We start from the raw sequence: 23802 nt of genomic DNA, 5'->3' as shown, positions 1-23802 counted from the left end.
AGTTGATACTATGGAAAATATGGAAAACAATGAAGTAATTCGCGTTGCAATAGCAGACGATCAGGAGCTTGTGCGAGCAGGATTTGCGATGGTAATAAATTCGCAGCAAGATATGCACGTTGTATCTCAGGCTTCTAATGGATCACAAATTGTGGAGCTTTCTAAAAGCCAAAATCCAGACATTATTCTTATGGACGTTCGCATGCCTGTAATGGACGGATTGGAAGCAACTCGCAAAATTCTGCAGCAAAAAACTAACGAAAATACTAAAATTATTATTCTAACAACTTTTGATTTAGACGAATATGTTATGGCTGCAATTCATGCTGGTGCTTCTGGGTTCCTTTTGAAAGATACTGAACCTGAAACTTTGCTTAATTCAATACGAACAGTGTATCAAGGAAACGCAATTATTGCTCCGACTGCTACGAAGCGTTTGATTGAAAATATGATTCAGCAAGGCAAAGTAGCAACAAATACTACAGAAAACAGTGCTGCGAATTACACTGCGAATTACGCTGCACAAGAAAGTTACGATGTACAAGCAAATCCGGCTGCGCAAGCAACACAAAGCTGCGCGTACACAAATTCAGCTATTACAGAACTTACTGATAGAGAACGCGAAGTTCTTGTTGAAATTGCTCACGGACTTTCAAATCAGGAAATTGCTGACAAACTATTTATTAGTTTGCCAACAGTTAAAACTCATGTTGCGCATATTTTAGGAAAAATCGGTGCTCGAGACCGCGTGCAGGCTGTAGTTTTCGCTTATGAAAATGGCTTAGTTAAGCCGTAAGCATATAAATCTGCGGCTATTTATGCATAGACACAAATAGCCGCAAATTTAGATTATCAACGTACCGAGTAGTTTTTTAATTTATGCTCTCGGAAGGCGACGGTGACGCATAACAGTAACGCCGGCAGCAGCAGCTCCAGAAATAGTTAGCACACCCAAAACACCCAACATTATATTGCTAAGCATATTGCCAGAAGACTTGTTCTCGCTTGTAGCACTAGCTTGAGTTTTTGGCTTTTCGCTTACTGTATCCGAAATCTTTTCGTCAGTTTCGTTAGCAGGACGATCCTGAACATCATCATTTTCGGCAGTTTCAGTACTTTCTGCAGTTTTAGCGTTTTCTTTAGCCACATTAGATTCAGAAGTCTTTGCAGAAGGCTTTGCAGATTCAACAGTCTTGCTTTCAACAGGCTTTGACTGCTTATCTGCAGCATCTTCAGAAACAATATCCTTTACTGCAACAGTACGAACAGGATTAGAAGACTGAGCTGCAGGCTGCTCCTGAGAAATATTCTCATTCTGTTTCTGTTCTTCAACAGCAGTTACCGGAGGAACATAGCTTTCACTAGAAGAAGAGGTTTCTTTAGTCGCACTTGAAGGCGCTTCAGAAGGAGTTTTAGAAGAAGTTCCAGAATGCTTTACAGAAGGCGCTCCCGAAGTTTCTACATCAGAAGGAGTAGAAACTTTAGGATGCATAGAAGAATCAGCATTATCTTTTGAATTTACAGAAGATTGCGGATTATTAGGAGCAATTCTTCTTTCAGAATCATTAGATTGTGTTTGAGAATCAGAATTATTTCTTTTAGGAACAGGTGAAGTAGAGTCACTTTCAGAGCTCTTCTTCTTTTCCGATTGAGAAGCTTTCAAAGCGTCAAGTTCAGCTAATGCAAGACTATGCTGATTCTTAAGATCATTCAAAGTATCTTCTAAATTCTTCTTTGCTTTTTCATTGTCTACTTTTTGAACTTGGAAATTTTTTAGAAGATCTTTAAGTACAGCAATATTTGTTCGCAAACCTTCAATCTTTTTATTTCTTTCAGATTCATTATTAGAAAGCTCATAACTGTTGATATCTACTTCTATTGCAGAAAGCTCTTCTTTAATGTTTTCAATAGAACTAGTCTTATCATTCAAATCTTTAAGCTTATCTTCTGTATCTTGTTTTGCAATGTCTAAATCTTGCTTAATACTTTCAAGCTGCTTAGATTGTTCTTCGAACGACTTTACAGCTTCATTAAACTTAGGCTCAAGCTGAGTTAAAGAAGAATTCATATCGCTAAGCTTAAGTTTCTTTACACCAATTTCCTGATTTAAAGAATTAAACTCTTTGTCAGCATTTTCAAGATTAGAACGCAATTTATCAAAATCTGCATTATCTTGATGCTCTGCATCTTCCAATGCTTTCGCATCTTCATCTACTTTAGCACTAAGTTTTAGCAGAGCAGCTCTATCCTTTTCTATTTCTTCAGAAAGAACTTTAATGTCTGAATTAAGATTCTGCATCTTATTCTCATAGTTTTTATATATTTTCTCGTATGAATCTTTCTTAGAAGATTCTTCACTCTCAAGAGAAATAAGAGAATCTAATTCATTTTTTGATTTTTCATAATTATCTTTAGACTGTTCTTTCTGAATCTCAAGACTTTTAAGTTCTACTTCTTTTAGCTGCTTTTTCTTCTTAAGATCTTTTAGAACAGCTTGTGCTTGAGCTAAATCAGTTCCAATAACTTTATTTATTCCATCAAGTTCTTTTTCTTTTTTAGCAATACCTTTTGTAAAAGTATTAATATTCTCTATAGTCTTATTTAACTTATTTACTACATCTTCAAGTTTTTTAGTTTGCTCATCAATTTTAGACTTTAATTCTTCAATGTTATGCTCAACTTGCAATAATTTATTTTCAGTAGATGCTTTTGCAGTCACCTCTGTTTGAGCTTGCGTATTTTGTACAACCTCAGCAGCTTCTTGCGCCCATGCTGGCATTGGACCTTGCAGGAACAAAACAAATCCTGCGATTGCTGCGGCAGATTTTTTCTTGACCGTTACCATATTTGTTACTCCTTGCTCGTAGCGGCCTTCATGTCTAACTTATGTCAGCAGTCATTTTGAGCATAACAAAGAAATAAATACATTTTCAATGCCATTTATTCGGAATATTTCCGATAAAACTTGTCATGATGAATAATAATCGTATTATTTTTGAATATTACTAATAAAAAATGCTCTTTTTTTACATAATATTATGCTAGTCGCATAATTATACGCACGTTTTAATAAAAAAATAATAACAATATTACAAATTTTTTCAGAGTGTCGAAAAAGCCTAAGAAAAAGATAATGCCGATAAGTAAAATTTACATACCGGCACTATCTCTATTTTTTCTGCAACTTAACTTCTACAGACTATCTTTTCACATATGTTCTTACGAAATTTAGTCCTCCGCAAGCGCAACTACTGGCGAAGACTTCACTGCTCTACGAGCTGGAAGCACGCTGGAAAGAAGCGCTGCAAGCAAAGCGATGAGAGCAAGAACCGCGTAAATAGTCCAATCAACTACAAATGGAACTTTGCCAATTACGCTAAATACCATGTAGGATCCAATCCAACCAAATGCTGTTCCAATAACCAATCCAGAAACAGTGCTTGTTAAGGAAATTAACGTTGCCTCCAACGCAAGAGACCTTCTAACCTGACCCCTTGTCATGCCTATTGCACGCAAAGTTGCAGATTCTTTGGTTCGCTCAATAACAGACAAGCTTAATGTGTTTGCAACGCCTATTAAAGCAATCACAACAGCTACTGCTATTAAGCCAACAAGCAACATCATCATTACGTCGATAGCACTCTCCCACTGGGCTCTTTGGAACACGCTTCCAGCAGCCATAACCTCCGCATAACTAGATGTAACATTTCGAATGTTTTTAACAATATCTATAAGATTAGCTTTGCTAGAATCTACCGAAATAAGCAGCATATGTGTTGTGGGCTTAAGGTAGCTATTGAAGTAGGATTTGCTCACAAAAGCAGTATTATTTGAATACACACCAACATTTCGATACTTCTTAAACTGAACTTGCTTTACAGTAATGCTCTTATCGTTATTACTAGAGTCTGTATTCATGCCAGTAAATGGCGTAATATTATCACTGTCTGTTTCACCAGAACTGTACTTTTCTACATAAGCCTGCAGATTAAGACTTCCTTTTTTAAGATCAAAAGGCTCTCCACCTTCATCATTAAACTTAGGCAAAAGCACAGAATCTTTGTTTATATTAACGCCATCAAGGTCAGTGTGCATTACATTTCTAAGTTGATTTACATTATCAACTCCAGCTGCCATAGCGTACTCAGTTTTGCCCTTAGCGTTCTTAAAAGTCATAGGAACTGCAGGAAGCAACTCAGTATACTTTATTCCACTAATCTTTGAAATGTCGGCAGCTAAAGATTCATCAACATTCTTGCCTTGAATAATAATGTCAACACTGTAACGGTCATCAACAACACCTTTAAGAGTTGCTTTACCGCAGATTGCGCCAGTTACTACTGTTGAAACAAGAGTTACGCCAATAAGCAAAGCTGTTCCAGTTGCTGCAACTCTTCTAGGGTTTCGTTGCACGTTTGCGTTAGCAACTTTAGAAGCAGGCCCACAAAGTGCCATAACTGCGCCAGTTGCCTTCATAGCAAACGGCATCCAGAATGTTGCTGTAATAATAATTCCAATAAACACAAGCGCGCATCCAAAAACTGCTCCAATCAAAGTCCTCCAAGAGTCAGCACCAGCATTAGGTGACTGCTGAGCAATCATGCTTGCCAAAGAAGTAGAACTTAAAGCCGTAAATAAAATACCTACAACAATAAATAGAACGCCAAAAACAGCGCGAATAATGCTTGCACGCTTATCTTTCATCAAATCCATTGGTCGCAACGCTTCCATAGGCGTTACTTTTGTAGCAGATCGCGCAGCACCCATAGATGCAAGAACTGTTACAATCACGCCAATTACTATTGGCCACACAATCGCCGGAAGTGAAACAATCAAAGGAATTTTAGATAATGGTCCAGAATTAATATTCAAGTTACTAATTGCGCCCATAAATCCTATTGCGCAAAGCACGCCAATAGCCGCAGAAATAACTCCAAGTATTGCAGCTTCAAGCAAAACTGCTGTATAAAGCTGATGCGATTGTGCACCGATTACGCGCAAAATCGCAAGAGTGCGTCTGCGTTGAGCAACCAAAACTTGGAATGTGTTTGCTATAACAAGCGAAGAAATAAGCAACGCTAGAACACCAAACGATAGCAAGAACATAGTCACAAAATTTGTGCCGTTTGACACACTTCGAACAGCTCTTACACCAACTTCATGCCTAGACATAAGAGAAAATTGCTCTGGAAGCAAAGCGTTAATCTTAGGAGATAAATCGTTTATTTTAGATTCATCAATACTCATGTATACTTTGCTTTGCACAACTTGATTGTCAAAATTTTTAAGATTGTTGAGTTTTGCACAAAAATCATTCGTTATGCCACCAAGATACGTGCCGCGATTTGAAATTGGTATTTGAGAATGTTCTCCATCGTCAACAAGACCAACCACACGAACATCGTATGATTTTTCTTTATTTCCGCCAGCTTCATCTACTTTAACCAAGGTTATAGTATCGCCAATATTTGCATGTATGGATTTAGCAATACTTTTAATAAGCGTAATTTCGCCTATTTTTTGCGGATCTCTACCTTCTGTTGATTTATACACAGGAAGATTTCCATACAAACCACTAGACCAAGCAATACTTGTAACTGATTTATCACCTTTTTCTACTCCTACAAGCGCAGTCGCATCGTCACTACGAATACCGTTGACACCAGGCATCTTCGATATTTCGTCTAAATGAAGGTCTTTATAATGAATTCCACTATTCGGAGAACTGTTAGAGCTTTTAGCTGAGATTGCATAATTTGCGCTATGGAATTCTTCCGTTGCATTGCGAACCATCAAGTCGTCAACACTGTTTACAAAAAGCAAAGTAGCGCTCATAAACATGCTGCCTATAAGAATTGCAATTCCAGAGGCGATTAGCATGCGCACGCTTTTACGCATAAGTTTTAGCGCGATTTTCCACATTCTAACTTCACCACCTTTTATTGCAATTGAGCAGACTGATTACTAATACCAGCCTCGCTGCGTTCCATAAGCATCTTGCTCATACCTTCCGCAGTAGGATTTTGCACATCTTCAACGATTTGGCCATCTGCAAACACGATTGCTCGATCCGCGTAAGAGGCTGCAACAGCGTCGTGAGTAACCATAATCACAGTTTGACCAAGCTCAGTTACGGACTTCTTCAAGAAATGCAAAACTTCTGAGCTGGAAGCAGAGTCAAGATTTCCGGTAGGCTCGTCTGCAAAAACTACGGAAGGCTTAGAGATTAAAGCTCGAGCAATCGCAACGCGTTGGCGCTGACCTCCAGAAAGCTCAGCAGGCCTATGCTTTAAGCGATTTTGCAAGCCAAAAGTATTAACCAAAGTATTAAACCATTGCTTATCTGGCTTTTTGCCTGCCAAAGTAAGAGGCATAAGAATATTTTGCTCAGCACTAAACATTGGAAGAAGATTAAAACTTTGGAAAATAAATCCAACCATTTCGCGTCGCATAAGCGTAAGCTGCTTATCGCTCATGCCTGTAATATCTAGGCCATCTACCAAAACTTTTCCAGAATTAACGCTGTCAAGACCAGCCAAAGAGTGCATTAAAGTTGACTTTCCGGAACCAGAAGGACCCATAATCGCCGTAAACTTGCCGCGTTCAAAACTTACGCTTACATCTCGCAAAGCGTGAACAATGCCTGCACCCTTGCCAAAATCTTTAACAACATGCAAAGCTGCAACCGCAGTCTCACCAATCAAATTTTGATTAAAATCTGCTCTAAAATCTAAAGCATTTTCTTGCTCATATGAGCTTGTTTCGTACGGACTGTTCATAACTGCTCCTTTTCTTAAAAAGTAGTAATCGCATAGTTATCTATTGCTAATACTTAAATTTACGGAAAAATACAGCTGATTACCATCGTACGTAAGGCGGAAATTATTGAGAAAAAATCAGCATCTCATCCTAAAGTATGATGCACAAATTTACAAAATGTATAAAAATCGGAGCACATACAAATACAATATGCGCTCCGAATAAAACGGTAATGGATCTTCAGGAATATTTTTAATTAATAATTTTTGCTTTGCTTTCTCTTTTCTATTTAAGCAAGTCCTGCTTTACGAACTGCATCAAACCCGCGCTGTAAATCAGCAAGAATATCGTCAATATGTTCAGTTCCAATAGACAAACGAATAGTGCCTTCATGAATGCCTTGATCTTCCAATTCTTCAGGAGTTTCCTGAGAGTGCGTAGTAGATGCAGGATGAATAACCAATGACTTCACGTCAGCAACATTTGCAAGCAATGAGAAAAGCTGTAAATTGTCAATAAATACGCGAGCTGCATCCCTTCCACCTTTAATATCAAACGTAAAAATAGAGCCTCCACCATTCGGGAAGTAACGCTTATAAAGCTCGTGATCAGAACGACCTTCAATAGAAGGATGACTTACAGATTCAACCTCTGGCACAGTTTGCAAATATTGAACAACCTTCAACGCATTATCAACGTGACGCTCAACACGCAAGCTCAAGGTTTCCGTGCCTTGCAAAAGCAAGAATGCTGCAAATGGGCTAATGCAAGCACCAGTATCGCGCAAAATAATCGCACGAATACGCGTCACAAAAGCCACAGGTCCTAAAGCTTCATAGAAGTTCAAACCGTGGTAACTTGGGTCAGCTTCTGTAAGAGTTGGGAATTTTCCAGGGACTTTAGCCCAATCAAAATTGCCGCCTTCAACAATAATGCCACCAAGAGTTGTACCATGACCACCAATAAATTTCGTAGCAGACTCAACTACAATATCTGCACCATGCTCAAGCGGACGGAAAAGATATGGAGTTGCAAAAGTGTTGTCAACAAAAACAGGAATGTTGTGTCGATGCGCAATCTCTGAAATAGCCTCAAAATCAGGCAAATCAGCATTAGGATTACCAAAAGTTTCAAAGTACACAAGCTTTGTATTTGGTTGAATAGCATCCTCGAAGTTTTGAGGATTCTTAGGATCAACAAAAGTGGTTGTTACACCATCTCTAGGAAGAGTGTGACGAAGCAGGTTATAAGTGCCGCCATACACATTCTTTGAAGACACGATATGATCGCCCTGCTGCGTAATGTTACGAATAGCATAGTCTACAGCGGCCGCGCCAGAAGCAACAGCCAAAGCAGCAGTTCCACCTTCGAGAGCAGCAATTCTGCGCTCAAAAACATCTTGAGTAGAATTCGTTAAACGACCATAAATGTTCCCAGCGTCACGCAAATCAAAACGAGCTGCAGCATGATCAAAATCATGGAACACGTAGCTTGTTGTTTGATAAATAGGAACTGCACGAGAATCAGTTGCCGGATCCGCCTGCTCTTGGCCAACATGCAATTGCAAGGTTTCAAAATGATACTTTCCTTGCGTTTCTTCAATATCGCTCATAATACCCCTCCAGTTTTGCGACTTTTTAAACAGTAGATTAGTTTGCTTCAGCTTACTTTGCGCATCCACTTACTTTTCCGTTTTCTGTTTACATATTTATTTAAGTGATAACGACAATATGCCACTATGGTTCATTCGTACATACCTGCGGTTATCAAAATTAGCTATAACGAATTAACAGTTTGCAAAAAATAGCGAAATCTGTTTTAGAAAAATACAGAAAATATACTGAATTTCTAATACAACACGCCGTATGCAGCTTTTATCCACAATGCTTAAAAAATCTGGATTACTGCTCAATAAGCACAGAAAATAGCAGCATGATTACACAAAAACACATTATTGACGATGAAATTATCTCGCTTGACGAGATTCACGACGCTGAGACTGCTCAAGTATTTTTGCAAGAAAAACTTGAACAAGTGTCCAACGAGCTTCAAGATGATTCTCTTGAAAGTAAAGAGTTGGGAAAACTGGGAGAAACATACGCCGCTTTGCGACTCATACAAAAAGGGTGGCACGTTATTGACCAAAACTGGCATTGCCGTAATGGAGAGCTAGATTTGGTGATGATTACTCCAGAACAAAAATTGGTATTCGTGGAAGTAAAAACTCGAAGAAGCGTACGTTGTGGCACTCCACTTGAAGCAATTACTCAAGAAAAACGTAGCAAATTACGTACAACTGGTATGAAATGGCTGGAAGAATTCGGAAGCGACATACCTCATTACCGTATTCGATTTGACGCTGTATCAATTCTTATTATTAACAAATACACTTATCCAGATTCTGCATATGAATTGCAATCTTTGGAAGAAATTGAAGATAATTCATCAATCCAATTCAAGCATGTTCAAGGAGCATTCTAATGCATATTGGAAACGCAACGTCAATAGGGCTTATTGGTCTTAAAGCTTTTACTATTCAGCTGCAAGCTTTTATATCTGGAAATATGCCAAACTTTTCTATTATCGGCTTACCTGACACTTCATTAAGCGAAGCAAGAGAGCGCGTTAAATCAGCTCATTTTGCGTTGCATTGCAAATGGCCTGAAGGAAGGGTAACAGTAAACTTATCACCTGCTTCAATGCCAAAAAGCGGAGCATCATACGATTTAGCTATCGCAGCAAGCATACTAAGCGCAGAAAAGTATATTCCACTTACAGAATTAGAAAATACAATTATTTTAGGAGAACTAAATCTTGACGGGACAGTATTACCTATTCAAGGCATTCTTCCTATTGCACTTTACGCAAAAAAGATGCATTTTAAACGAATGATTATTCCACAAGAAAATCTTGCCGAAGCACAACTTGTAGATGGAATTGAATCTATTGGAATACACCATATTTTAGATTTAGTGACGCAATTGCATGGCAGTTTGAGCGAGGAATCATTAAAGCTTATTGAAGAAGACCCTGCGTATAAACATATGCAAGTTCTTGAACGAAATGGAAATTATAACAATGGAGAAGAAGATTATAATCCGTCAATTCACGAAGAAAGCACTTCCCCACTACAAATTGAACCAAAACATGAAATTGGAGATATGTCTGAAGTAATAGGGCAAGAACATACAAAATGGGCTCTACAAGTTGCTGCAGCTGGAGGACATCACGTGATGATGATTGGACCTCCAGGATCTGGAAAAACCATGCTAGCTTCACGAATACCAAGCATTATGTGTCCACTTAACGAACAAGAACAGCTTGAGGTTGCTTCAATTCGTTCACTTTGTGGCACACTTCCCTACTACGGAATTAGCAATATTCCACCATTTGAAGCACCTCACCATACTGCTTCAGCAGCTTCTCTTATTGGAGGAGGAACAGGAGTTGCAAAACCTGGGATTATTACTAGAGCACATTGCGGAGTGCTGTTTATGGATGAGGCTCCAGAGTTTTCTCCTAGAGTATTGCAAACCCTAAGAGAACCATTGGAATCAGGGCATATTGCTATTTCTCGTTCAAAAGGGACAACTCTTTATCCAGCTAAATTCCAGCTTGTTGTTGCTGCAAATCCTTGTCCTTGCGGATACGCATACGGAAATGGAGAACGATGCACTTGCAAAGAGCGCGAAAGAGCACGATATTTTTCACGCCTTTCAGGTCCAATTCTTGACCGTATCGATATTCAAATGGATGTGCCTCCAGTAGAACGAATTATTATTTCAAACCATCATCACGACAATGCACAAAACTCAGTTAAAAACACGTATCTGAATAGCAAAACAATGCGAGATAACGTAATAGAAGCTCGTAAAATTGCTCGCGACCGTTTTATAAAACAAGGCTGGGATTGCAACGCACAAGCATCTGGAACATGGCTTAGAAAATACACTTCACAGCAAGCTGTAGGACTTATCAACCGTGCATTAGAAAAGCATCAACTGAGTTTGCGCGGAGCAGATAGAGCATTGCGACTCGCGTGGACGCTTGCTGATCTTTCTGGACACACTTCACCAGACATGACAGACATTGCACAAGCTATCAGTTTAAGGACACGAATATGAATACTAAGAGCATAAACAACACGGATAACACTAAAGAAACCATTAGTACATCTAGCGATTTTTCTTCACCAGACGAAGAAACAATATCTCGTGCAATACTTACATTCTGCCTTGAAGGAGCGGATGCAATTATGTACACACTACTATTGGGATCTAAAAGCGCTAAAGAAATTGTTTCTCTATTAAAAACAATTGTGAAAAATTATACGAAACAACAATCAGCATGCTCAGCTCAACAAATGCAACTTCCAATTATTAGTGAAGTAGCAGATCAAGAAAACGATGCCAATTCTAAAACTTTTACCTCAAGAAAACGTAACAAAAATCAAGAATTAGTATCTACAATGTTAAGTTTCATAAAAAAACATAAAGAGCTTGCTCTCTTAGAAAATTATTTCAAGAAGGGCTTAACAGCGTGGGGTTATCACAACAATAATGCGCCTAAATCTTTAGAAGTGCTACACAATTCTATTTCAACATGGTGCGTTCGATTATTGCATTTGCCGACATGGAATAGTGAATCACTATGTCAATGGTTCACTTGTGGCGGAAAGCAATGGATTATTGCACCACACAGCAAATATTGGCCGAAACAATTACAAGATTTGGCTTTTCAGAGTCATTTCTCACCACCTTTATGCTTGTGGGGCGTAGGGAATCCACAAACATTAACACAATGTCATAATCCACTTGCTATTGTTGGTTCACGCTCTTGCACAGACTACGGAAGAGAACTCGCATATCAATTTGCTTATGATTGCGCTTCGAAAGGTCATACTGTTATTTCTGGTGGAGCGTACGGAATTGATGCAGCAGCACATTGGGGCGCATTAGATGCACAAGATATAGATGAAAATAAGCCTACAGGAAAAACCATTGCTGTATTTGCAGGAGGATTAAATCATATGGGCCCCAGATGCAATTATCAGCTTTTTGAACAAATTATTGCAAAAGGCGGAGTGTGTATTAGCGAACTATGCCCAGATACAACACCAGTAGGCCACAGATTTTTATTGCGAAATAGAATTATTGCAGCTCTAGCATCAAAAATTATAGTTGCTCAAGCAAGATTACAATCCGGAGCGCTAAATACTGCAACATGGGCAACGGATTTAAATCGCGAACTATACGCTATACCAGGAGATATCAATCAGCCTAATAATGCGGGATGCAACAAGCTAATACACGATTCACAAGCTATAATATTGTGTTCAACTCAAGATATAGATATTCTGTTTCCTCAATCTCATCACTACTTTGCTTATTCTCAACCTAAACCAGAAAAATTAAGTATAGACTATAAAAATTATGACAATACACAAAAACTAATTATCGACGCAATTACAACGTGCAAACGCAAACACGAACTTGCAAATGTTGACAGAATATACGAAATAATAAAAACTTCTTACAAAGAAAAACAATTAGATTACATACCATCTATTGCTGAAATTTCTGGAAAAATTGCATTGCTAGAATTGGAAGGAATTATTGTACAAAATAAAGAAAATTTAACATTATCACAGCAAAAAGTAGCGTAAAATAACGCGCTCAATACAAGATATGTGAGAAAATAAAAGTATGCAATCAAGCGAATACTACGATGTTATTATTGTTGGCGCTGGAGCTGCAGGATTATCTGCAGCACTAGGATTAATTAAATCCGAAGAATACGCATGCATGAAAAAAGAAGGAAAAACACCATCAATTTTAGTGATTTCTAAAGTGCCAGCATTGCGTTCACACACGGGTTCTGCTGAAGGAGGTATAGCAGCAAGCCTTGGGAATGTAGAGCACGACAAATGGCAATGGCATTATTATGACACAGTTCATGGCGGAGATTGGCTAAGCGATCAAGATGCAGCAAAGCTACTTGCAAAAGAAGCACCAAAAACAGTTATTCAGCTTGAACATGATGGCGTAGCATTTTCTCGAACACAAAATGGATATATTAACCAACGCCGTTTTGGTGGACATACTGCTAATTTTGGAAAGAATCCAATTGAACGTGCAGCTTTTGCTGCAGATCGTATTGGTCACCAAATTTTACATAGCTTATGGCAACAATGTGTTTCCGAGAATATTGTATTTGCTGAAGATTGTTACGTAACAGATGTTGCTATAAACGATCAAACTATGAGCGTTGAAGGAATTGTTGCATTTGATTTATCTGCAGGAAACTTGCGAGCAATAAAGTCTAGATTCCTACTTTTAGCTACAGGCGGATCGGGAAGATTATTTGCAACAACATCTAATTCGTGGGATTTAACAGGCGATGGCATGGCTTTAGCTTTAAAAGCAGGATTACAACTTGAAGACTGCGAGTTCATTCAATTCCACCCTACTGGACTAGCTCATACTGGTATTCTGCTTTCAGAAGCAGCAAGAGCTGAAGGCGGCGTGCTTAGGAACTCAAATGGCGAAGCTTTTATGAAAAAATACGATGAAGCACATGCAGATTTAGCTCCAAGAGATGTTGTTTCTCGTGCAATTGCCCAAGAAATTCGCGAAGGCAGAGGTGTAAACGATTCAACAACTACGCAACAAAGCAATTCACATAACGATTGCGTTTGGCTAGATATGACACATATCAGCCGAGAAAATATGTTAGAATACTTGCCACAAGTCACAGAAACTATTGAAAAATATGCTCATCTTGACCCAACTTGCGATTTAGTCCCAATTCGTCCTACAGCTCACTACACAATGGGCGGAATACCGATAACTTTGGATGGAAAAGTATATAGATGGCAAAATAACAACCAAACTATTGTTTATGGTTTATACGCTGCCGGAGAATGCTCATGCGTAGGAGTGCACGGAGCTAATCGATTAGGAGGAAACTCCTTGCTTGACGCATGCCTTTTTGGAAATCGCGCGGGAGCAACAATAGCAAAAGAATTGAAAAACTTAAACAAGGATGACGAAACTAACAGTAACAAAACCAACGAAACCAACGAAACCAATAAAACTTTCTCAAATAATACTGCACTACAAGTCTTATATAAACAAAGAAATAATGAACTTAATCAGCTTATGGAAACAAGTGCGAAGCAAGCTACAGATTTTACAAACAACAGCTATAACGACGAGTCTTCACAAATAGAAGAAGATAATCCTTATAAATTATTTGCAGATTTAGGAAAAATCATGGAAAACGCTGTTGCAATATCATGTGACGAACAATCAATTAAAAAAGCACTCAATGACATACAAGAATTTATAGATCCTAAAATTCAATCATTACACATCCATAGCAATAATTTAGTTTTTAACCAAGAAATTACTGCAATATGGGAAATAAAGAACATGTCACTACTTGCAAAAGCAGCATTGCAATCTTCACTTGCTAGACATGAATCTAGAGGTGCTTTCTTTAGAAGAGACTATCCAAAACATGATATTTCTTCATTGCCACAACACTCGTTCATTGACTTTGATGGAAACTTGGCAAAAAAGTCAGTGAATATTATTGATTTTAAACAAGATAGTAAAGGAGATTTTTATACTGAAAATAGCATAATTTAAAACTATTATTACTATTTTCATATATAAATATTTTGAAAATTCGTAATTTTTTCAACACGCCGAAGCGAAGAAGAAAAAAAGATGTTATAGTCTTATCTGTTGTCTAAAACACCTGTCCGGGTGGCGGAATGGTAGACGCGCTAGCTTGAGGTGCTAGTGCCTATTTGTTACAGGCGTGCGGGTTCAACTCCCGCTCCGGACACGAAAAAACCTTGCTGGAAAACCAGCAAGGTTTTATTGTTTTTTAACACAAAAATGGGCTAGCTAAGACATTCTTAGTTAGCCCTAAAGTTTAATTAAGCAGCATTTGAATGCAGGTGGAAACGAATCTCACCAGAATTTGGCGCATAAACAGATGCACCAAAAGCAATAATCGTACCAAACTTATCTTTTACAGTAGAATAAGCTGTAATTGCAGGAGTTCCAACTTCAAGGTTAAGTACTGCTGCAAGCCTGTCACATAGATTTTCTATATGCACAGACACTTCATTTTCTACAAGTTGAACAGCGTACGCTTTAAGCAAAAAATCAGATAACGACTCATCTGAAAAATCATGCGTCAAAATTTTAGGAAAACGAGAAGCAGGCAAATAGAGCACACTATAACGCGATAAAACATCGTCAACATAACGCAAGCGTTTCAAACATATCAATTCATCTACTGGATCAAGGCCTAAACGAGCAGCAGCATCTTCATCATGAATAACATCGTTTTCAATAACTTTTATTCTAATTTTTGCATCATTAGAATAAGTCTGCTCGTAAAATCCTTGCGCACGATCAGAAATTACTTCTTGACTATAACTAGGAATAATTGAAGAAGCTCGAAATGTTCCTCTACCCTGCTCACGAACAAGTAATCCTTCAGTAATAAGGTTATCGACTGCATGCCTCAAAGTAATACGGCTCACATTGTATTGTTTGCACAATTCAATTTCAGGAGGTAATTGTTCGTTCGCTTCCATAGAATCAATGCGAGCGCGTAGATTATCTCGCACAGCAATGTATTTAGGCACACCTTCGACCATTATCACTCTCCCCTAGCTAAACGCTAATATGAAAAAGCCGTTGATACTAGTTTGTGTAAAACACAGCATAGTAACAACGGCTCATGCAAAACTAATAACTCTGTTATCCTACCAGTCATACAATAAAATGTACAAATAAATAAGAAAATGAGTAAAAAAATTTTTAATTTTTATATGTATATACAATTATTTAATTGTATTTTTATTTTCTTTACTTATTTTATTTCTTCAACCTTTTCAAAATTATTAGAATCGCGTTTATTCATCAATATCGAAACAGAATAGAACAATATTAGTGCAATAAGTATTACAGAAATTAAAACAGTACGACCACCGACAATATTTGCGTGACCAAGTATTACACCAAATACACCATAATCCGCATCAGAATATGTAGAATTTGCGCTTCCCAAATCGCCAAGCACTGGCAAAAGGAACAACGGAAGGAAAGTAATAAAAAGACCATTAATAAATGATGCAGTCAAGCAACCACGTATTCCACCTTGACCATTACCGAATACTCCTGCAGCACCACCAGCCATGAAATGCGCAACAATTCCAGGAATAATAATTGTCGTTCCCAAAATCGCCATAAGCGTCATTCCAAGCAAACCGCCAAAGAAACTAGCTAAGAAACCAATAAGAACAGCATTAGGAGCAAAGCCAAAAGTCATTGGTGCATCTAAAGCAGGACGCGCATTTTTAACAAGCTTTTCCGATATTCCCTTAAAAGCTGGAACAATTTCGTCAAGAACAATCTGCACGCCTGCAAGAATAATATAAACACCTGCAGCAAAAGTTGCAGCCTTCAACATAACGAAAACAATGAAGTTTTGACCATTAGATAAATGTGTTTCGACATACGAAGATCCAGCAAAAAGTGCCACTACTATATAAATAACAGCCATAGAAAGCGTGATAAGAACTGTTGTATCACGCAAGAATCCCAATGCTGCTGGGAATTTAATATCCTCAGTTGACTTAGAAGGACGCTTTTTTGAAGCAGTAAGCTTTGCAATTAACGCACCTAAAGCAACACCAGTACCAGCAGGATGTCCTAAAGCAACATCATCTTTGCCTGAAGCTTTCTTCATAAACGGCTGCACCAGTGCTGGAGAAATTGTCGTAAACAATCCTTGAGCAATTGAACCCCATAAAAGAACTTCCCACATGCTAAATCCTGCAACATTAAATATAACTGCAAGCATACTTGCCATATAGAAAGCTACGTGACCCGTTAAATAGATAAATTTAAAACGAGAAGTAATAGAAAGAATAATATTAACAATCATTCCAAAGAAGAAAATAAGCGCAGATTCAGAGCCATACTTCAATAAAACAGTTCCAATAATTGCTTCATTATTCGGCACTACGCCTTGCACATGAAATGCGTATTGAAACATTTTGCCAAAGGGGTTCAACGCTTCAGTAATAACTCCAGAACCAGCTGCTAAAACAAGAAAACCAACAAGAGTACGGATTGATCCTTGCAAAATATCCGAGAATTTCTTTCTTTGCACTGCAAGCCCAATAAAAGAAATAAGCGCAACTATAACAGATGGCTGTCTGAAAATATCGAGCAGTACTGACAGAATTCCGTCCACGTAACTCTCCTTACCATATTAATCGATATAGTTTGAGCGGCTTACGCAATTATTGGCGGCAAAAATATCTTACAAACTTCGCAAACGATACCGTAGGCGAAACTATTCGAAATACACGATTAGTTTCGTAGCACAGTAAAACTACACATACAAAATTCACGGTTCCGCAATGAAGCAAAGTAGTAAGAGCTACTACGAGCAGTAGTTTTTATACCCAGCCAACAACTACTGTTACAGCTCATACTGTTGTTTCATGTCAAATTCATTATATCGTTAAACATTATAAACAATTAAAATAACACTATTTATAACTAAAATATTTATTAAATATCAATAAAATTCGAAATTTTTACCTGTTTTTAGAAAATTCGACACACCAATATACAGAAAAAAGCACTCCATTTTCACGAAGTGCTTTATAAAATCAGTAATTATTACAGTTTTTAATGAAAATAAACATATGTTTTACTGTATAAACATATGTTTATATTTCGGTCAATAATTCTCATCAAAAACTGTCACTCCCACTTTTTCAAATATACAATACATATAAAACTGCTGAGTAAAATATTTTTAATTTTTAGCACAGTTCATACCACATAATTGTTTTTATCGTTTTTGAGTGCAAAACTATTAAATTTTTCGATTTATTTCGTAAATGTGAATTGTCTTACATATGTCTAATTAGAGTATGACTTTTATTTTTACTCAATTAGAAGTTTTTATCCATTCTATAGCTAGTTGCACGCGATCACGCATCCCCAGTTTTGCAAGAATACGAGAGACAGCTTTTTTGGCTGAATCAGGTTCAATAAAAAGCTTCTCAGCAATTTCTGCATTATTGAGACCACATGACACAAGGCTTACTATTTCAATTTCATGTTCTGTTAGAGCATCAAATTTAGCTCTAGCTATTTGCACATCTTGACTTGCACTGATTTGAGAAACATGACGAGCTAATATCTTTCCTGTTATTCTTGGAGTTAGCACAGCATCTCCTGCATTAATAGCTTCAATAGCAGATATAAGTTGCGGTCCGCGCACATCCTTTAGTAGGAAACCGGAAGCTCCAGAACTTAGCATTTTAAATACATAGTCGTCATAATCATAAGTAGTAAGTGCAAGAATCTTAATATTTCTGTATTTAGTTTTAATATGTTTTGTCGCAATGATCCCATTCATAACAGGCATCCTAATATCCATAATTATTATTTCCGGCAACTGCTCACCCGATGCAGATAACCTTTCAAGCATATCTAATGCAACTAGCCCGTTTTCACAAGATCCTATGACAGTACATGTAGCAGATTTGTTAATTATCATTGAAAATCCATAACGGATAGCTTTCTGATCATCGACAATAATAACTCGGATTTTTTTGCGATCAATCATAGATATTTTCCTTTGGTATAATTGCATGCACTCTCCAGCCACCTCTAGCATAGACCCCTGCAGTAATAGAGCCTCCAATACTGACTAAATCAGCAGCGATATGAGCAAGACCATAACCAGTAGACGGAGTCTGTTCATGAATACCCATCTGTTTGCCATTATCAATTACAACAACTTCGAGTTCTCCTTTCAACGTTATGGTGATTTGAACACTAATTTCTGTAGCATGTGTAGCATGTTTCAAAGTATTCGTTATAGATTCGCGAATAATCCTGTATGCCCATTGAATTTGAACCCCCACTTCTGGAACTACTGGTGTTATTTCTAGCTGTGCACGTATTCCAAGTTTATTGATTCCTGCAACCAGTTCTTCAATATCGGTAATAGAATGTTCCTTATTACTATCTTGTTCTCCACCAGATATCGAGTTAACTAGAGTTCTCGTTTGCCGTAAGCCACTTCTAGCATATTCGTTGATAAGTTTCACTATTTCATGCTGTTTCACATCTAAATCATCATCTACTTGCAGACCCTCAGTTAGGCTAATAATTGCGGTAAGACAATGTCCAACAGAATCGTGTAGCACAGTTGCCATTCTCGTAGCTTTCTCATTAACTCGTGCTTGGGATTCACTCTCATGTAGTTCAGATAATATGGCTTGTTCTTGTTGTTTCTCTCTGACCTGATTTGCTCTCATTCGTATTAGAGCAGCAGTTAGAGATGTAAATACAAAAACAGAAATGGCAGGAATAATTAATTTCCTGCCGAAGACTACATATCCATAAAGAGTTGATAAGACAACTCCAGCACCTAAGGCTAATATACCTATTAACATTTTTCGCATATCAAGCAAACATATACCTGAAGAAGCCAGAATATACATGGTAAGCAATCCAATATTTACATCTCCACAATAGGCAGATATACTAGCGGCCATAAGAGATAAAGCAACAGAAATATGCCAATATCGGCGCCTACCAAATACTGCAATAGAAGTTAGCACAACCGTCATCCACACTATAATCGGATCAGCATCACTACGTAATCCAATTATTATTTGATAGATAGTCGAAAGTATTCCAATAATCCATACCGGCTCAGAGTTATTTATCCAAGCTGCATATATTTGGTCAAAGAACCCAAGCCGGTAACTACTTGAGGATATTCGTCTAGCGTTATAATCGTGATGAAATAAAGCTTTCTCACGCATATAAGTGCTCATAGCCTTGCTCGTTTGAATTGAACCTTTATGAATATCATTCCCAAAATTATCCACATTAGATTCATCATAACAGAGATAACAATCGAACCTACCGCATAAAAATCACCTATACAACGTACAGCACTTGCATACGCAAGAAGAGCCGGTGGATAAACAACAGATAATGCGGGTGCAACAATAGCCATTCCAAATCCTATGAGTGATGAAACCAACACAACTGTAACAATTGAAGAAAATCCTGAAAGGCGAACCCCAATACCCACTACAATCAGTTGCCAAGCTGTCATCGCTAATGCAATCGCAAATAAACGAGGAACTAGAGAAAATACATCAGAAATATGAAAATGAAGAAATATGCCAGCAACAAGTTGTAAAGTGCCAAACAGCAATACAGAAAACATAGAAATAACAAAGGAATGAAGCGTCAATGTTGTAATATACTTATTAACAACTCCAATAGCCTTTAAACGAGCAATATTACGGCCATTATGCTCATTAGACATTTTCTGCGCTTGCAGTGCACCAAGCAATATAGGAAAGAATAATGTCGTTGGCAACAACGCAGACTGACCCCATACTGCTAAATAGGTAACTCCTTGAGCCTTGAACTCTGCTTCATATGACTCATATTGACTAATTCCCATAAGCAATCCAAGAAAAGACGTACACAATAAAGCAATCCAATACCAAGTAATGTTATTTTTCCTACATTCCCAAGCAAATGTTTTTTTTATCATTGTTCCACCTTTCTAATTTTAATCAAAAACATGCACACACTAGACCAGAAAATCCCAACAATCACTGCTACTACGCCAAACAGTAGTGCTTCGGAGCTAATAGTAACCACGCCACCAGTTGAACCAAGTACCGGATTCGCAGCACTAACAATACCCCAAGGCAAAATCCAAGATAAATAATTTAAACCAGCAAATGGAAGTGCAGATGTACCTATAGCAGCAACCACAGCCATTCCAAGAGTCACACCTTGTTGTGAAAATTGTGTAGCAGCCCATGTATGTATAGCACTTACAGCAATCGCATCTCCTACCAGTGCAAGTAAAGCAGATAATGATATTATTGTAATGTTGTTTGGTCTATTAAATCCATATATTAACGATGATACGAGTGCTAATGCCAAAATGAAAACAGCAACTAGCGTAGTAATCATTATAGTTACAACAAGATTTGCACCAAACTGGCGACTAGCAGAAATTCCCATAGAACGCAGTTTAGTATCCATACCACCATCACGCGATGTGGTTACCACCCTAGAGGCGACAATTGCAGCAATAATCGGTAACACGTAGATAGCTAACATCATCACCTCATTCAATGCTAGCAAATAAAGGTGAATCTCTTTGGGGCCACGAGCACGTTTAGCAAGCGCTGCACCCAACCATAAGCCAACAACAGCAATGAATAATAATGTAATCAGCAAAATCTGTCGATGACGCAAACTTTTTAGCGTTAAAATAAACTGCTTCATTTTGCGACCACCTTTGATGTGTAAATTGGATCTGTTAGTTCTAAGAATGCTTCTTCCAAAGATTGACGAACCATTTGTACCCTATATACTTTCACATTTTGATTCACAAGATGTGCAACCAAATTTGCTACTACTTCATTAGATATAATTGGCAATATTAGGGATCTACTAGCCTCTTCCACTTTATAATCAATACCACAATTAGATAATAGAACTACTGCAGATTGCATATCAGAAACTTGTAGTTGCAAGTACCCTGCAGAACAAATATCCTGCATACGCCCCTCAAAGCGTAAAGTTCCTGCTGAGATAATCCCCACATAATCAGCCATCTGTTCAATTTCAGAAAGTATATGAGATGAAATCATCACCGTCGTACCACGGTTATGCGCCCAATTAACAATTAGCTGACGCATTTCTACTACACCAGCAGGATCTAAACCATTTGTTGGCTCATCTAAAATCAACACAGGTGGATTCGCTGCCAAAGCTAGCGCTATACCTAGACGCTGCTTCATTCCTAAAGAAAACGCTTTCACTGGTTTTTTACCAGTTATACCTGAAAGCCCAACCATGTCGAGTGCTTCTCGACCTTGAGCACGAACAATGCCAAGATAATCGCAAACCAAATCAACGTTCTCTAAGGCACTTAAATTAGGATAAAATGCCGGACCTTCTATCAACGATCCTACCAATAACCCCGGCAACACTTTCTTAGAGCTACCATTACTTGCAGAATTCCGAAACTCTACAATCTGACCACTTGAAGGTTTAACAAGACCAAGCAACATCTTCATAGTTGTTGATTTGCCAGCACCATTTGGTCCAAGAAAACCATAGATGCTTCCACGTGGAACATGAATAGACAAATCCCGCACTACAGCCTGATCACCATAGACTTTTGATAGTCTACAAGTTTCAATTGCGTACTTAGACATTAATATCTCCATTCATTTGTGATTTGTAATAATTTCGATACATTTCGCTACTATTCAATAGCTGCGAATGTGTACCAATTTCTGGTGATGCAATATCACTGAAAAATATAACTTTGTCTTGCGGTTTCAACATTCGCAAGTTGTGCGTAACTAACATAATTGATAATTGTTTGTTGTTTTTAAGATTCGAATGAATAGTTTTTATAAGTTCTTGATTTAACCCAATATAAGGCTCATCCAAAAAAACCCATCCGTTTTGAGCCGAAACAAGAGCGCGAGCAATAGCTAATCTCTTTTTTTCTCCACTTGACAAATTAGAAGCATTTTCCAACAATAAGGAATCCAATTTTAAAGGAAATTCTTTTATACGTTGATCTAAAGAAACTATTTCCAGTGCCGACCAAAGTAAGTTAGCATCTTTTTTATCATATTCACCCACAAGAAATTCTCGGATGGTGGATCCGCCTAAAGGTGTATCAGCTAACGAAACTCCAACTTTATCGTTAAAACTACTCGGCTGATACAACAGACCTTGATGAGGTATTAAACCAAGCAGAGTCTTAATAAAGGTTGTTTTTCCAATACCAGATCTGCCTATTAGAAATACCTTCTCTCCAGGAGTGAAATGAATAGTCCCATAATCTAAATGTTTATTTCCTGGTAAAGTTACACTCAAATTTGTAGCAACTAATTCAGAGCTAGAAGAATCTTCGACAAATAATTGTTTAGGTTGCGTAGCAGTAAGGTCATTATTCCTATCTAGATTTTGTCGTACAGTTACATATCCAGTAAACGAGTTAAGCACATCTTTTAATCCTGATACAGATAGTGCTGCACATGATTGTATCATTAGCATTTCACCCAGGTTAACACTGCCCATTTTGAAACAAAATGCTAGATAAACGGCCAGAAAAATATTTGAAGCATATGTGAAAAAAGAAGAGAACGACTGAGCTAACGTAACTAGTTTTGTTAGCGATAGATAACTAGACGTTAGTGAATCATTTAATTGAATCCATTTATCTGCAATATAATTGGTTTTACGAGTAGAAATAAGAACAGCAATATCTTCAATATCATGTTGAATTCTAGTTGATAAGTTTTGCTGAGATTGAATAAAATCAAACGTCAATTCTTTTTGTCTATTAACAATGAAATAGTTAATGGTTGCAAAAAAAGCTAACCCTAAAAGTAGAACGACTGAAATAATAGGGGTAAAATAGGCTATGAATCCAAGAAGGACAGTAGAAGATATAGCTGAAAACAGTTGAGGAATGATTGCCTTTTGTAGCGTATCACGCACCGTAGTGCGTAAAGCTAACTTCTCGATTAAAGCACCTATGCTGGAACGTTCGAAATAAGATAATGGCTGTTGTGTCATTGATTTGATTAGACGATTTGAATAAGCCCTATCAAAATCTCTAGCCCCTTTTTCTAATGCTTTTACCTGCACAAAATAATTCAATACAGTAATTAGCCCTATACACCCTACTGCTATAAACAAATAGTTAAAACTATTGTTTTTCTCAACTATACAACGCAATAACGCAGCGTATAATAATGAAACACCTTGAATACAAATAAAAGAAAGCAGCATCCACAAAAAACCAGTTTTTGAAAATAAAGAAAAAACATTAGTTTTTTTCACAGGATCTTTTTTATCGATTTTCACTTTTGATGAAGAATCTTTAGAAATCGACAACACTGTTCCTGAAAAAATT

At 37.6% G+C, this 23802-nt stretch carries 17 protein-coding genes and 1 tRNA gene; 6 read left to right on the top strand and 12 right to left on the bottom strand.

Annotated elements, in window-relative coordinates; genetic code table 11:
* The first annotated feature begins 10 nt into the window (after positions 1-10).
* The gene (locus tag HXT41_RS01050) at positions 11-796 is read left to right on the top strand and encodes a response regulator (protein WP_116440599.1); all 786 of its coding nucleotides are present in this window, start codon (positions 11-13) and stop codon (positions 794-796) included.
* Positions 797-877: 81 nt separating this feature from the next.
* On the opposite strand, the gene HXT41_RS01045 is transcribed toward HXT41_RS01050, so the two are convergent.
* The 4 genes from HXT41_RS01045 to HXT41_RS01030 all read right to left on the bottom strand — a co-directional run bounded on the left by HXT41_RS01045 (position 878) and on the right by HXT41_RS01030 (position 8371).
* Positions 878-2845 carry an ATPase gene (locus HXT41_RS01045; protein ID WP_174182756.1) on the bottom strand — a complete coding sequence of 656 codons (1968 nt, stop codon included), beginning with the start codon at positions 2843-2845 and terminating at the stop codon, positions 878-880.
* 383 nt (positions 2846-3228) lie between these two features.
* Positions 3229-5922: an ABC transporter permease gene (locus tag HXT41_RS01040; protein ID WP_421788754.1), complete on the bottom strand. Its 2694-nt coding sequence runs from the start codon at positions 5920-5922 to the stop codon at positions 3229-3231.
* Between the two features lie 17 nt (positions 5923-5939).
* On the bottom strand, positions 5940-6779 hold the full coding sequence (locus HXT41_RS01035; protein ID WP_410311140.1) for an ABC transporter ATP-binding protein: 840 nt from the start codon (positions 6777-6779) through the stop codon (positions 5940-5942).
* Positions 6780-7048: 269 nt separating this feature from the next.
* Positions 7049-8371: an O-acetylhomoserine aminocarboxypropyltransferase/cysteine synthase family protein gene (locus HXT41_RS01030; RefSeq protein WP_102703033.1), complete on the bottom strand. Its 1323-nt coding sequence runs from the start codon at positions 8369-8371 to the stop codon at positions 7049-7051.
* Between the two features lie 320 nt (positions 8372-8691).
* On the opposite strand from HXT41_RS01030, the gene HXT41_RS01025 reads away from it, so the two are divergent.
* The 5 genes from HXT41_RS01025 to HXT41_RS01005 all read left to right on the top strand — a co-directional run bounded on the left by HXT41_RS01025 (position 8692) and on the right by HXT41_RS01005 (position 14613).
* Positions 8692-9240 carry a YraN family protein gene (locus tag HXT41_RS01025; RefSeq protein ID WP_285089296.1) on the top strand — a complete coding sequence of 183 codons (549 nt, stop codon included), beginning with the start codon at positions 8692-8694 and terminating at the stop codon, positions 9238-9240.
* Positions 9240-10883, top strand: a complete 1644-nt coding sequence (locus tag HXT41_RS01020; RefSeq protein WP_004111366.1) for a YifB family Mg chelatase-like AAA ATPase — start codon at positions 9240-9242, stop codon at positions 10881-10883. Before HXT41_RS01025 ends, HXT41_RS01020 begins: the two co-directional genes overlap by 1 nt.
* The gene (dprA, locus tag HXT41_RS01015) at positions 10880-12424 is read left to right on the top strand and encodes a DNA-processing protein DprA (protein WP_004111365.1); all 1545 of its coding nucleotides are present in this window, start codon (positions 10880-10882) and stop codon (positions 12422-12424) included. Before HXT41_RS01020 ends, dprA begins: the two co-directional genes overlap by 4 nt.
* 40 nt (positions 12425-12464) lie before the next feature.
* Positions 12465-14411 carry an FAD-binding protein gene (locus tag HXT41_RS01010; protein WP_421788753.1) on the top strand — a complete coding sequence of 649 codons (1947 nt, stop codon included), beginning with the start codon at positions 12465-12467 and terminating at the stop codon, positions 14409-14411.
* Between the two features lie 114 nt (positions 14412-14525).
* Positions 14526-14613: transfer RNA gene (locus tag HXT41_RS01005), tRNA-Leu, on the top strand.
* Positions 14614-14707: 94 nt separating this feature from the next.
* Here the strand turns inward: HXT41_RS01005 and HXT41_RS01000 are convergent.
* From HXT41_RS01000 to HXT41_RS00965, 8 genes are all read right to left on the bottom strand, one after another.
* On the bottom strand, positions 14708-15439 hold the full coding sequence (locus HXT41_RS01000; RefSeq protein ID WP_012914074.1) for a GntR family transcriptional regulator: 732 nt from the start codon (positions 15437-15439) through the stop codon (positions 14708-14710).
* A 215-nt stretch (positions 15440-15654) separates the two neighbouring features.
* Positions 15655-17043, bottom strand: coding sequence for a PTS ascorbate transporter subunit IIC (locus HXT41_RS00995; protein WP_116440596.1), 1389 nt, complete (start codon positions 17041-17043; stop codon positions 15655-15657).
* Positions 17044-17751: 708 nt separating this feature from the next.
* Positions 17752-18435 carry a response regulator gene (locus HXT41_RS00990; RefSeq protein ID WP_421788752.1) on the bottom strand — a complete coding sequence of 228 codons (684 nt, stop codon included), beginning with the start codon at positions 18433-18435 and terminating at the stop codon, positions 17752-17754.
* Positions 18428-19657 (bottom strand): sensor histidine kinase, encoded by a 1230-nt coding sequence (locus HXT41_RS00985; RefSeq protein ID WP_004111360.1) that lies wholly within the window; start codon positions 19655-19657, stop codon positions 18428-18430. The genes HXT41_RS00990 and HXT41_RS00985 overlap by 8 nt, the downstream gene beginning before the upstream one ends.
* Positions 19654-20394: a hypothetical protein gene (locus tag HXT41_RS00980; protein ID WP_004111359.1), complete on the bottom strand. Its 741-nt coding sequence runs from the start codon at positions 20392-20394 to the stop codon at positions 19654-19656. The genes HXT41_RS00985 and HXT41_RS00980 overlap by 4 nt, the downstream gene beginning before the upstream one ends.
* Positions 20391-21143: an ABC transporter permease gene (locus tag HXT41_RS00975; RefSeq protein WP_004111358.1), complete on the bottom strand. Its 753-nt coding sequence runs from the start codon at positions 21141-21143 to the stop codon at positions 20391-20393. The genes HXT41_RS00980 and HXT41_RS00975 overlap by 4 nt, the downstream gene beginning before the upstream one ends.
* Positions 21140-22081, bottom strand: a complete 942-nt coding sequence (locus HXT41_RS00970; RefSeq protein ID WP_004111357.1) for an ABC transporter ATP-binding protein — start codon at positions 22079-22081, stop codon at positions 21140-21142. Before HXT41_RS00970 ends, HXT41_RS00975 begins: the two co-directional genes overlap by 4 nt.
* Positions 22074-23786 carry an ABC transporter transmembrane domain-containing protein gene (locus HXT41_RS00965; protein ID WP_421788750.1) on the bottom strand — a complete coding sequence of 571 codons (1713 nt, stop codon included), beginning with the start codon at positions 23784-23786 and terminating at the stop codon, positions 22074-22076. The genes HXT41_RS00970 and HXT41_RS00965 overlap by 8 nt, the downstream gene beginning before the upstream one ends.
* Positions 23787-23802 lie beyond the last annotated feature (16 nt).

It is taken from the genome of Gardnerella sp. DNF01189, from assembly GCF_049244195.1.
GTDB classification, from domain to species: domain Bacteria; phylum Actinomycetota; class Actinomycetes; order Actinomycetales; family Bifidobacteriaceae; genus Bifidobacterium; species Bifidobacterium swidsinskii.
The sequence above is the reverse complement of the archived record's forward strand: the minus strand, read 5'-3'. Positions and strand labels throughout refer to the sequence as shown.